This window comes from Candidatus Rokuibacteriota bacterium (genome assembly GCA_016209385.1).
Taxonomy (GTDB): Bacteria; Methylomirabilota; Methylomirabilia; order Rokubacteriales; family CSP1-6; genus JACQWB01.
Genome location: JACQWB010000136.1, coordinates 1 through 11992, shown reverse-complemented (window position 1 = coordinate 11992; position 11992 = coordinate 1). Strand labels below are relative to the sequence as shown.

Annotated in this window: 14 protein-coding genes; all 14 read left to right on the top strand. The window is 68.7% G+C overall.

Annotation, left to right across the window (positions count from 1 at the left end; all coding sequences use genetic code 11):
• Positions 1-236 precede the first annotated feature (236 nt).
• Positions 237-1646 carry an ATP-binding protein gene (locus HY726_09185; protein ID MBI4609170.1) on the top strand — a complete coding sequence of 470 codons (1410 nt, stop codon included), beginning with the start codon at positions 237-239 and terminating at the stop codon, positions 1644-1646.
• Between the two features lie 160 nt (positions 1647-1806).
• Positions 1807-2313, top strand: a complete 507-nt coding sequence (locus HY726_09180) for a Na+/H+ antiporter subunit E (GenBank protein MBI4609169.1) — start codon at positions 1807-1809, stop codon at positions 2311-2313.
• A gap of 28 nt (positions 2314-2341) precedes the next feature.
• A complete protein-coding gene (locus tag HY726_09175) occupies positions 2342-2608 on the top strand; it encodes a pH regulation protein F (GenBank protein MBI4609168.1) in 267 nt (88 codons plus the stop codon).
• Positions 2609-2611: 3 nt separating this feature from the next.
• On the top strand, positions 2612-2917 hold the full coding sequence (locus HY726_09170) for a monovalent cation/H(+) antiporter subunit G (GenBank protein ID MBI4609167.1): 306 nt from the start codon (positions 2612-2614) through the stop codon (positions 2915-2917).
• A gap of 34 nt (positions 2918-2951) precedes the next feature.
• A complete protein-coding gene (locus HY726_09165) occupies positions 2952-3479 on the top strand; it encodes a DUF4040 domain-containing protein (protein MBI4609166.1) in 528 nt (175 codons plus the stop codon).
• Positions 3476-3922 (top strand): cation:proton antiporter, encoded by a 447-nt coding sequence (locus HY726_09160; protein MBI4609165.1) that lies wholly within the window; start codon positions 3476-3478, stop codon positions 3920-3922. Before HY726_09165 ends, HY726_09160 begins: the two co-directional genes overlap by 4 nt.
• A 77-nt stretch (positions 3923-3999) precedes the next feature.
• Entirely contained in the window at positions 4000-4296 is a 297-nt protein-coding gene (locus HY726_09155) for a cation:proton antiporter subunit C (GenBank protein MBI4609164.1), read from the top strand.
• The gene (locus tag HY726_09150; GenBank protein ID MBI4609163.1) at positions 4296-5768 is read left to right on the top strand and encodes a monovalent cation/H+ antiporter subunit D family protein; all 1473 of its coding nucleotides are present in this window, start codon (positions 4296-4298) and stop codon (positions 5766-5768) included. Before HY726_09155 ends, HY726_09150 begins: the two co-directional genes overlap by 1 nt.
• Positions 5769-5770: 2 nt before the next feature.
• A complete protein-coding gene (locus HY726_09145) occupies positions 5771-7234 on the top strand; it encodes a monovalent cation/H+ antiporter subunit D family protein (protein ID MBI4609162.1) in 1464 nt (487 codons plus the stop codon).
• A gap of 4 nt (positions 7235-7238) precedes the next feature.
• On the top strand, positions 7239-7445 hold the full coding sequence (locus HY726_09140) for a hypothetical protein (protein ID MBI4609161.1): 207 nt from the start codon (positions 7239-7241) through the stop codon (positions 7443-7445).
• Positions 7438-9099 carry a Na(+)/H(+) antiporter subunit D gene (locus tag HY726_09135; GenBank protein ID MBI4609160.1) on the top strand — a complete coding sequence of 554 codons (1662 nt, stop codon included), beginning with the start codon at positions 7438-7440 and terminating at the stop codon, positions 9097-9099. Before HY726_09140 ends, HY726_09135 begins: the two co-directional genes overlap by 8 nt.
• Positions 9100-9376: 277 nt before the next feature.
• A complete protein-coding gene (locus HY726_09130) occupies positions 9377-9742 on the top strand; it encodes a DUF2294 domain-containing protein (GenBank protein ID MBI4609159.1) in 366 nt (121 codons plus the stop codon).
• A gap of 583 nt (positions 9743-10325) precedes the next feature.
• Positions 10326-10730, top strand: coding sequence for a DUF2294 family protein (locus tag HY726_09125; protein ID MBI4609158.1), 405 nt, complete (start codon positions 10326-10328; stop codon positions 10728-10730).
• A 102-nt stretch (positions 10731-10832) separates the two neighbouring features.
• Positions 10833-11992, top strand: a 1160-nt coding sequence (locus HY726_09120; GenBank protein ID MBI4609157.1) for a UPF0182 family protein, incomplete at its 3' end; no start/stop codon positions are given.

The following is an 11992-nucleotide window of genomic DNA, read 5'->3' as shown; positions in this document are numbered from 1 at the left end:
TATTTCGTCACGCTCGCCGGGCCTCCAGCGCCGGATCGCATCGGAGCCTGCTCTGAAGGAACCGGACCCTACTCCTGGGTCGTATACTCCAGAGTAGACTTGGAGGTGGGTCCGGGCGTCCAGGCGGGGAACGCCCGAAGCGCTAGCCGGGCGAGGCGGAGTGCCCTGTAATATCGCGTAAACAGTCTACTTTGGAGTATACTACTTTAGAGTAGACTCCTGTGGGCCAGGGGCCAATGAAGTTCATCGACCGGGAGATCGATCTGAGGTGGCTGGAGCAGCGCTGGAGCGCCCGCGATCCGCAGCTGCTCATCGTTTACGGAAAGCGCCGGGTCGGGAAAACGGAGCTTCTCAAGCGATTCATCCGCGACAAGCCGGCTGTCTACGTGCTCGCCGACCGCCGGCCGGACCCGGACCAGCTCAAGGAGGTCGCCGCCCGCCTCGGGACACACTTTGACGATCCGTTTATCGGGCGTAAAGGCTTCGCTGGCTGGCTGGAGGCCTTCGAGTACCTGAATGCAAGGCTGCCTCGAGGGAAGACCAGGAAACCTCATGAGCTCGTGCTCGCCATTGACGAGTATCCCTACCTTGTCGAGAACAACCCCGCCACCTCCTCGCTGTTCCAGAAGGGGTGGGACGAGACCCTGAGCCGTCTTCCCCTCTGCCTGATCCTCTGCGGATCCTCGATGGCGATGATGGAGTCGGAGACCCTGGTCCAGCGCGCCCCGCTCTACGGACGGCGCACGGGCGACCTCCTGGTGCTGCCGTTGGATTTCTCAGGCGTCCGCGAGTTTCTTCCAAAGCGCTGGTCGTTCGAAAAGTGCGTCGAGGTTTACGCGCTGCTGGGGGGAATGCCCGGCTACCTCCGCCAGTTCGACCTGAGGGCCGGCCTGGACGAAAACGTGCGGGGGCAGATCCTCACGCCCGGCGCCTTTCTTTTCCGCGAGGTGGATTTCCTTTTGAAGGAAGAACTCCGCGAGCCCCGCAACTACGCGGCCATTCTCCGGGCCCTCAGCCAGGGCAAGCGCAAGTTCGGCGAAATAATCAACGACACCGGGCTGGCCAAGAACGTCCTCCATAAGTACCTCCATGTGCTCGAGAACCTCCAGCTCATCGTGCGCGAAGTGCCGGTCACCGAGAAGGCGCCCCAGCGATCCAAGCGGTCGCTCTACAGCATCCAGGACCCCTTCATTGCCCTCTGGTTCGAGTGCGTGTACCCCTTCGTCAGCGACCTAGCCCTGGGCGAGACCGGACCGGCGCTCCAGCGGTTCCGCCAGATCCTCCCGCATCTCCTGGGCCGGGCCTACGAGCGCATCGCGCGGGAGACGATCCGCCGCAGCGACGCGCTTCCGTTCCGGCTCCAAAGGGTCGGCCGCTGGTGGGATGACCAGGGCGGGATCGATATCGTGGGCGTCAACGAGGCGGAGAACGCGATTCTGTTCGGAGAGGTGAAGTGGAGCCCGAAACCCCTTGGCACCAATATTCTTCAGGAATTGAAGGCCAAGGCCGCCCGCGTCCAGTGGGGACGGAAGGGGCGTCAGGAAGCGTTCGCCCTCTTCAGCCGGAAAGGATTTACGCCAGAGACGCGGAAGGTGGCACGCGAAGGAGGGCTGCTCCTTGTTGAGCGCGACCTGCAGGTCGTGTAGTCGTCGCGCCCAGGCCGACGGGCTCAACGCGAGGCCGTGAGGCGTCCGGGTGCCCCGCAGGAGCCTCGATCGAGCCGACGGGCTTGCAGGCAACCACGGGACAGGGCATAGTAGTGAAGCTGTCAGCGCGGGAAACGGAAAGAACGCGAGCCCGGTCGAGATGAAACCTACCGCCGTCATCTTTCTCATGTCCCTCGGCTTCTGGTTCGTGTTTTCGGGGGAGCTCGACGCGTTGCACGTGGGCTTCGGCGTCGTTTCCGCCGCGCTCGTGACCTTCCTGACCCGGGACCTCGCGTGGATCGGCACGCGCCTGGACCGGACCGGGCGGCCCGTGCCCGTCTACACCTTCTCGATCCGGTGGGGGCACTTTCTTGCGTACCTGCCGTGGCTCCTCTGGCAGATCGTCCTGGCGAACCTCCAGATCGCCTGGGTCATCATGCACCCCCGGCTTCCCATCGCGCCCGCGCTGGTGCGGTTCCGCACGACGCTCGTCGGGGATGTGGCCCGGACCACGCTGGGCAACTCCATCACGCTGACGCCGGGGACCATCACGGTGGACGTCGAAGGGGACGAGTTCGTCGTCCATGCGCTGACGCGCGAGGCCGCGCGGGGCGTGCTCGGCCGCGCGATGGAGGAACGCGTCGCGCGGGCTGTGGGCCCGGCGTGAGCGTGCCGATGAACGGAAGCCGGTGGACCTGACCTCGACCTTCGTGGCGGTGGCCGCCTGCGCGACCGCCTTGGCGCTGGCCTACGTCCACAGGCTGGCGGCCGGGCCCACGGTGTTCGACCGGCTGCTCGGACTCAGCGGATTCGGGACCAGCACGACCACCATCCTGGTGCTCGTGGGCTCCGTCTACGGCCGGCTGGACATGTTTGTGGACATCGCTCTCGGATACGCGCTGCTCAATTTCGTGGGCGTGGTCGCGGGTGCCCGCTACTTCGAGCGCCTGGACGGGCGGTGAGCGATGGGGGTGCTGATCACGGCGCTCCTGGCGGTCGGCCTACTCTTCTCCGCCATCGCGAGCTTCGGGGTGCTCAGGCTGCCCGACTTCTACACGCGGCTGCACGCCCTCAGCAAGGCCGAGACGCTGGGCGTGCTGTTCACCCTCGCGGGCGTGGCCGTGTCGCAGGGTCTCTCGCCGACTACCGTGAAGGTCCTGCTGGTGGCGCTCTTCTTCTTTCTGACCAACCCCATCGCGAGCCACGCCATCGCGCGGGCCGCCCTCCGCACCGGCCAGCGCCCGCTCGGCGAGACCCTGGACCACCGATGAGACTCACTGCGTCGAACGCGCCCCCCTCCGAAGGATGAGCGTCCTCCTGACCGATCTCTTCCTCACGCTCCTGATGGTGCTGGCGCTCGCCGCCGTGCGCGTCAGGGACCTCGTGGGAGCGGTCTTCCTTCTCAGCGCCTACGGGCTCGTGATGTCGATGGTCTGGGCCGGGATGGGAGCGGTGGACGTCGCCTTCACGGAAGCGATGGTGGGGGCTGGGGCTTCCACGGTCTTCTTCCTGGCGACCCTTCTCCGGACCGTGCGGACCGAACGGGCTCGCCCCCCGCGCGGCCGGATCGCGAGCCTGGCGACCGCGCTGGCGCTCGGCGGCCTGCTCGTCGTCGCCATCCACGAGTTCCCCGCGTGGGGCGATCCGGGCTCCCCGGCGAGCCTGCATGTCTCCCCCCGCTACCTGAGCGAGGGGTACCGCGAGACGGGAGCGCCGAACATCGTGACGGCCGTGCTGGCGGACTACCGGGGCTACGACACCCTGATCGAGACCGTCGTGATCTTCACCGCGGGCCTGGCTTGCTGGCTGCTGCTGGAGAGGCGCGAGCCGTGATCCGGGAGCACGACAGCGTCATCGTCCGGACCGGCGCCCGCATGCTCGTCCCCCCGATCCAGATCTTCGCCCTCTACGTCGTGATCCACGGGCACGGAAGCCCGGGGGGTGGGTTCCAGGGCGGCCTGATCCTCGCGGCAAGCTACATCCTCATCGGGCTCACGCTTGGCAGGCAGGAGCTCCGCCGCCGGGCCCGTGAAGGGGTCCTGCTCGCCCTCGCCTGCCTCGGCGTGTTGGTGTTCGCCCTGACCGGCGTCGCGACCCTCGCCCTGGGCGGCGCGCTCCTCGACTACACGGCCCTGCCATTCCCGGGGGGCGGAACCGCGGCGCGCTCGCTCGGCATCCTGGTGATCGAGATCGGCGTCGCCATCGGGGTCGCAGGCACGCTCACGCTTATCTTCTGCCGTCTGGCGAAGGCCGGGGAAGGAGAAGAGGCGCCGTGATCGACCAGCTGACCTATGCGGCTCACCACTACGCCTACTGGGTGTACGTGTTCCTCCTGCTGGTGGGGTTCCACGCGATGATCACCCACGGCAACCTGCTGAAGAAGCTCATCGGGATGAACATCTTCCAGACCGCCGTCATCCTCTTCTTCGTCGCCACCAGCACCAAGCGGGGCGCCACCCTCCCCATTGTCCCAAAGGACGCGGCCGGGACCGGTGCGGCGGCTGCCTTCATGAACCCGCTCCCCCACGCCCTCATGCTGACCGCCATCGTCGTGATGGTCGCCACGCTCGGGGTGGGCCTGGCCGTGCTGATCCGCATCTACCGGACCTACGAGTCATTCGAAGAGGACGTCATCCAGGCGCGGATGTAATGCTCCTCGATCACCTCCCGGCCCTCCTGCCGGTCGTCCCCCTCTCCGTCGCCCTGGCACTCCCCGTGGCCGGGCTGGTTCGCCGGGGCGTCGTCTACCCCACGGCCGTCGCCACCGGGGTGGCCACCACCCTGCTGGCCCTCCTCGCCCTCCAGCGCGTCCTCGCGGAGGGAGAACTGCGCTACGCGGTGGGCGGCTGGCCGGCACCCTGGGGGATCGAGCTGGTGGTGGATCACCTGAGCGCCTTCGTCGCCGTTGCGGTCTCGGGAATGGTGGCGCTCGCGATCGTCTACGCCGCCCCGCCCCGCCGGGCGCCCGAGAGCGCGGGAGCGTTCTACGGGCTGGTCCTCCTCTTTCTGGCGAGCCTCATGGGCATCGTCGTGACGGGCGACCTCTTCAACCTCTTCGTCTTCCTCGAGGTGGCCTCGCTGTCGAGCTACGCGCTCGTGGCCTCGGGCGGCGGGCGCGCGCTGCTGGCGGCCTTCCGCTACCTCCTCCTCGGCACCGTGGGCGCCTCCTTCTATCTCCTCGGCGTCGGGCACCTCTACGTCCTGACCGGAACGCTCAACATGGCCGACCTCGCGGCCCGTCTCCCGGAGCTGGCCGGCTCCCGCGTCTTCGCGGTCGCCGTGGGATTCCTCGTCATTGGCCTCGGCATCAAGATGGCGCTCTTCCCGCTCCACGGCTGGCTTCCCGACGCCTACACCTACGCTCCGCCGGCCGTGACGGCGCTCCTGGCGCCGGTGACGACGAAGGTGGCCGCCTACGCGCTCGCCCGGGTCCTCTTCTCGGTGCTCGGGGGCCCTGAGACGCTCGGTCGGATCCCGCTCGGCGTCCTCGCGTGGGCCGGAGCCGTGGCGGTCGTCGCGGGCGGTGTCCTCGCCCTGCGCCAGTCCGACCTGCGGCGGCTCCTGGCTTACTCGAGCGTGAGCCAGGTCGGTTTCATCGCCCTGGGCCTGGGGCTGGCGAACCAGCCGGGACTGGCGGGGGCGTACCTCCACATTCTGAGCCACGCCCTGATGAAGGGCTGCCTCTTCTTTGTCGCCGGGGCGGTCGTGGTGCGGCTCGGCGGTCCGGCCCTCGCCGACCTCCGCCTCATGCGGGAGCGCATGCCCTGGACGACCGTGTGCCTCGTCGTCGCCGCGCTCTCCATGATCGGTATCCCGCCGACGGCGGGCTTCTTCAGCAAGTGGTACCTGCTGGTCGGGGCGATCGAGGCGGGCCAGCCCCTCCTCGCCGCGGTGATCGCGGGGGGCGGGCTCCTCACGGCCGTCTACATGTGGCGCGTCGTCGAGCACGCGTGCCTCGCGCGCCACGGGGACAGCCGCTCGCACGCGGGCCCGCGCGCCGAGGCGCCTCCAGCGATGCTTGTGGCGCTCCTCGCCGCCGTGGCTGGCATCCTAGCCGTTGGGATCTGGAGCGCGCCCCTCGTGGCGCGGGTGCTGCTTCCGGCCGCCTCGAGCGTCGGGTAGCCGTGCCCGCGCTCGCGCTGCTCCCGTCGCTGCTGGCCGCCGTCCTCATCCCGCTCTCGGCCCGGCGCCCCGCCCTCCGAGAGGCCTGGAGTGTCTTGGCGGCAGGGCTCCAAGCGGCGCTGGCCATCGCCTTGATGCCGGCAGCAGGCCGGGGGATCGTGCGCGAGACGATGCTCGTGGAGCTGGCCCCGGGCCTCCCGCTCGTGCTCCGGGCCGACGCCCTCGGGTGCGTCTTCGCGGCGCTCTCCTCCGGGCTCTGGGTGCTTACCACCGTCTACTCGATCGGCTACGTGCGGGGTCTCAGGGAGCACGCGCAGACCCGCTACTTCTGCGCCTTCGCGCTCTGCCTCTTCGCGACGCTCGGCGTGGCCTTCGCGGGAAACCTCCTTACCTTCTTCCTCTTCTACGAGATCCTCACGATCGCGACCTACCCGCTGGTGATCCACAAGGAGACCCTCGAGGCCGTGCGGGCGGGCCGGATGTACCTGGCCTACACGCTGGGCGCGGGGGTGGCGCTGTTCGCGGCCGTCGCCTGGACGCTCGGGCTCGCCGGCACCGTGGAGTTCCGGCCAGGCGGGATCCTGGATCCCGCCCTGCCGCCGGGGACGCTCTGGTCCCTCGGGGCGCTCTTCCTCCTCGGCGTCGGGGTGAAGGCCGCGGTCATGCCGCTTCACTCATGGCTCCCCGTCGCGATGATCGCGCCCACACCCGTCAGCGCCCTCCTTCACGCGGTCGCGGTGGTCAAGGCCGGCGTTTTCGGCGTCGTGCGCGTGGTCGGCTACGTCATGGGGCCAGATCTTCTGGCCGAGCTCGGGGCCGGCCGCGCGCTCGCGTGGCTCGCCGCGGCCACGATCCTGGGCGCCTCCCTCCTGGCCCTCGCCCAGGACAACCTGAAGCGGCTCCTCGCCTTCTCCACGGTGAGCCAGCTCTCGTACGTCGTCCTCGGGGCCGCCCTCGGGACGCCCAGCGGGCTGGCCGGGGCCATCCAGCACATCGTCAACCACGGGGTGAGCAAGATCACCCTCTTCTTCTGCGCCGGGGCCATCTACGTGGCGACGGGCAAGGAACGGGTGAGCGAGTTGCAGGGAATCGGGCGCCGGATGCCCGTGACGATGGGGGCCTTCGCCGTCGCGTCGCTGGGGATCGCGGGGGTGCCGCCGGCAGCCGGCTTCCTATCCAAGTGGTACCTCATCCGGGGGGCGCTTGAGGCGGAAGCCTGGCCGTTCGTCCTGGTGCTGCTGGCAAGCTCACTCCTGAACCTGGCCTACTTCCTGCCGATCATCGTCAGCGCGTTCTTCCGTCCCGGCGCCGAGGGCGAGGCGGTGGCGGAGGCGCCGGGCACCCTCGTGTGGCCGCTGGTCGTCACCGGCGCCGCCGCGGTGTGGCTGGGGGTCCTGCCGGACGCCCCGCTCGGGTTCTGGAGCCTGGCCTCCGGCGCCGCGGCGGCGATCCTCGCCTCGCGGTGAGGGCATGGTGAAGCGCCTCGTCTGGATCGCGCTCGCGGTGAGCCTCGCAGCGGAGCTGCTCTTCCCTGCCGCCGATCCGTCGCTCCCGTGGTGGCACCGGATGCCGGGGTTCCACGCCCTGTATGGCCTCGCGGGGTGCGCGGTGATCGTGGCGGTCTCGAAGGCGCTCGGCAAGGCCGGGCTCCAGCGGCCGGAGGACGAGGATGGCTGAGCTGACCCATCCGGGGGCCGTCTACCTGTTGGGGGCGCTCCTGGTCGCGCTCGTCCCCGGGCGCGCGCGCCGCCCGCTCCTCATCCTCGTCCCCGCCGCGGCCCTCGCCCTCGGCGCGACGCTCGGCGAGGGGCACCGTCTGACGGCCGCCTTCCTCGGCCAGGAACTCTCGCTCCTCCGCGCAGACCGCCTGAGCCTCGTCTTCGTGCTGGTCTTCGTCATCATGGGCGCGCTCGGGACACTCTTCGCCCTCCACGTGCGCGACCGCGGCCCGCATGTGGCGGCCTTCGTCTACGTGGGCGCCGCCCTGGGAGTCGTCCTCGCCGGCGATCTCCTGACGCTCTTCGTCTGCTGGGAGGTGATGGCGGTCGCCTCCACGTTCCTGATCTGGGGACGCGGCACGGCGCGGGCCCTGGCCGCGGGTTTCCGCTACCTGCTGGTGCACGCCTTCGGGGGCGCGTGCCTGCTCGCGGGGATCCTCCTCCGGGCCGCGGCCGGCGAGGGCCTGGCCTTCGAGGCGATGCCGCTGACCGCCGCCACCGCGCTGATCCTGCTGGGGTTCGCCGTCAACGCGGCCATCCCCCCGCTTCACGCGTGGCTCACCGACGCCTACCCGGAGGGAACGGTGACCGGGAGCGTCTTTCTCTCGGCCTTCACGACCAAGGCCGCGGTCTACGCGCTGGCGCGCGGCTTCCCGGGCGAGGAGCTCCTGGTGTGGGCGGGCGCGGCGATGGCGGTCTACGGCGTTGTCTTCGCCGTGCTTGAGAACGACATCCGCCGGCTGCTCGCCTACCACATCGTGAGCCAGGTCGGGTACATGGTGTGCGGCGTCGGCCTGGGGACCCCCCTCGCGCTGAGCGGCGCGGCCGCCCACGCCTTCTGCCATATCCTCTACAAGGGGCTCCTCTTCATGTCCTCGGGCGCGGTCCTCCACGTCACGGGGCGGAGCAAGCTCACGGAGCTGGGCGGGCTCTGGCGGCGCATGCCGTGGACGCTCGTCCTCTACACCGTGGGGGCCTTCTCCATCTCCGGCGTCCCCCTCTTCAACGGCTTCGTCAGCAAGTCGCTGGTCGTGGCCGCCGCGGAGGCCGAGCACCGCGCGGCCGTCGAGTGGATGCTGATCCTCGCCTCGGTCGGCACCTTCCTCCACACCGGGCTCAAGCTCCCGGTCTTCACCTTCTTCGCCGAGGAGCGTGGCCTCCGCGCCTGCGAGCCGGCGTGGAACATGCGCCTGGCGATGGCGCTGGCGGCCGCCCTCTGCATCGGAATCGGGATCGCCCCGGGCCTGCTCTATGCGCGGCTCCCGTTTCCCGTGGAGTACGAGCCGTACACCGGCCGGCACGTCGTGGCCACCCTCCAGCTCCTGCTGGGCACGGGAGTGACGTTCGTGCTCCTCATGCGTCACCTTGGCGGCGAGCCGACTCTGACGCTGGACACGGACTGGGTGTACCGGCGGGGTGGCCGGCTCGTCCTGGCGCTCGGGCAGGCCTGGGCCGGTGCCGGCGCGCGAGCGGGGGCGTTGCTGCTCCGGGCGGGGGGAGCCCTCGCGACCTCGGCCCTCTCGCGCCCGGTGCGGGTGGACGCGCTGCCGGTAGGCTACTGGGTGCTGGTGAGCGTGGGCCTTCTGGGTCTCCTGATCCTCTTCATGATCTAGCAGTCGGAGGGGGCCTCGACGGCCCCCTCCGAAACCTCCCCCAGGCTGGGTTGCGCGGGCGAAGCCCGCGCTCGGAGTGGAACATCATTAACTCGGGCCGCTGCGGGGCCTCCCCCAAGGGCCCGACGGCCCGGCGGCGCCGCCCTCACCGACCGGTTGAATCGCCGGGGGATTTCGTGTCATCGTCCAAAGCTGGGAGCCGGCGGATGCGCGTTGTTGGCTTCCGCTGGCTCGTCTGCGGGGACTCAGCGGGTGGTGAAACTCAGGGCGCTCGACGATGACTCGAAAAACCAGGGGCCAAGTAGAAGCGCTGATCAGCCAGACCGTGGTGAAGTTCGAGCGCGAGTACATGGGACGAGGCCCATTCGACGTCAAGACCGACCTGGTCAGGGACATGGCCATCGTGCGGCTCAAGGGGATCCTGACCCCGGCGGAACAACAGCTCGTAAAGGCCGAGGGCGCGGAGCTGATCAAGCAGGTGCGGAGCAAACTCCTGGAAAGTGGCCGGGAGCGGCTGGAGAAAGGCATTCGGGACGTCACGGGCCTGCCGGTCCTCAGCATGCATTCCGACCTGAGCACGCGGACGGGTGAACGGATCATCCTCTTTGTTTTCAGCGAGAATATCGAGGCGAGGTTCGCGTGAAGGCCGGACGAAACGGCTTCCCTTCGCCGAACGGGAACCCTTGACAAACCCGTCTTGATCACATAACGTTCAGGCGGACCCGGAAGGCAGATTAGGCCCAGGGCCGGCCCGACAGGGTGGCCAGGGGCAGGATAGGCCGATGTGACGCCGGCGAGGCGGGACATCGGCCTTTCTTTTCTTTCACGGGGTGAGGGTCCGAAAGCCGCGGTGACGTCGAGGAGGAAGAACATGTGGCCGTTCGGAAAAGCCACCTGCGAGGCGTGCGGACAGGTCGCCGCGAAACGAAGCATGCGCTTCTCTCCCCGCGAGCGAGGCTTCGGCGTCTGTCGCGAGTGCGTGCAGCGCTGGGAAGCCAAAGGCCGACGGTGCGCCCGTTGTCAACACGAAGTGAAACCTCACCAGCAGCTGGCGCTTTTCCGGGAACCCAAGGGGTTCGGCCACTTCGACTGCGGCGGCACGCCGATCTGAGATACACCGCGATGGTGATCAGCCGATGTCCTCTCAAGCGTCCGGTCTGAGCCGTCGCGTCCCGCGGGCTCCCCGCCAGCGCCCCTTCGAGGGGATGTGACGGAGTGAATCGAGCATGGCGAATCCGGGTTTCTTCCCGCAGCGATTCCAGGGGTCGCCGATGCGTCGCGAGCTAGCGCAGCGAATCAGCGAGCTCACCCAGGGGTTTTTCCGAGGCAAGCTCCGCCTGAGCCCTCGGTCGGTAGAGGTCGGCGAGATGGGCCAGACCCTGGTCGTCACGGTCAGAGGGTTCCTCACCCCGAGCGAACGGGCGATCATGGACCAGCCGAGCGAGCGACAAGCTATCGAAGATTACTATCTTCGACTGTTGGACCAGATTGCGCCGCTCATGCGCACAGGGGTCGGAGAAGCGGGTCCGGTCGTCACGTTCCGAACTCTTTTGGATCTTCCCGGGGATGAATGCACCTTCATTGTGACCTTGGGGAAGGCGGAAGAGGCAGCTCGCGTGGACTCCCCGTGAAAGGAGGAGCAGAGCATGTGGCCTGAGCGCAGCATCGGGCATTTGGCATTTCGATTGCGGAGGAACCCCGCTTAGCTTATAGATATGGGCTGGAGGCGCACGATGAGGCGTGTACCGATTCTGGTCCTGCTCGTCACCCTGCTCGTCCTGCTCCCGCTCGCCGGCCAGGCGGTGACCCTCTACACCGACTGGCTCTGGTTCCAGGAAGTGGGCTTCTCCGGGGTCTTCAAGACGATTCTCTTCGCCAAGGTCGTCGTCGGGCTCGTCGCCGGGATCCTGGTGTTCCTCCTCCTCTACGCCAACCTCCGGCTGACAGCCCCAGGCCAGGGCAAAGACGTGCTCGCCGTCCTGGAAGACGAGATCCCCCAGCTCCCGAGCTGGCTCATGATCCAGCCGCTCTACCGGCGGCTGCTCCTGCCCGCATGCCTTCTCTTGAGTCTCTTCGTCGCCGGCCAGGCGTCGGGTCAGTGGCACGGAGTCATCAGGTTCCTGAACCGGGGTCCGTTCGGGTTCGCCGATCCCCTTTTCCAGCGTGACGTGGGCTTCTATGTCTTCAGCTACCCGCTCCTGACCTACGTCTACCAGTTCGTCTTCCTCACCCTGCTCGTCACGCTGCTGGCTGCGGGAGCGGTCTATGTCCTCTCCCGGGGCATCCGCCTGAGCCCCCAGGGGCCCGTCGTGACCCCCTGGGCGAAGGGCCACCTGCTCACGCTGGTCGCCGCTCTCCTCGTGGTCAAGGCCTGGGGGTACTCGCTGGACCGCTACGGCCTGCTCTTCTCGCCGGGCGGCGCGTCCTTCGGGGCCAGCTACACCGATGTCAACGCCACCCTGCCGCTCCTGAACGTCCTGATCGCCCTGGCCGGGCTCGCCGCCATCGGCTGCCTCGTCCAGATCGGGCGCCCCGGGATTCGCCTCGCGCTCGGCGGGGTCGTCCTCTGGCTCGCGGGAAGCCTGCTCGGCCTCACCGCCTATCCGACCGTGATGCAGCGCTTCCGGGTCGTCCCCAACGAGATCGCAGCCGAGCGCCCGTACATCGAGCGGACCATCGCCGCGACCAACCGCGCCTATGGCCTCGACCGGATCGAGGAGCAGCCCTTTCCGGTCCGCGAGGAGCTGACCGCAGAGGTGCTCCGAAGGAACGACGCCACGATCGAGAACATCCGGCTCTGGGAGCACCGCCCGCTCCTTGACTCCTACGCCCAGCTCCAGGAGTTCCGGACCTACTACACGTTCGTGGACGCGGACAACGACCGCTACTGGCT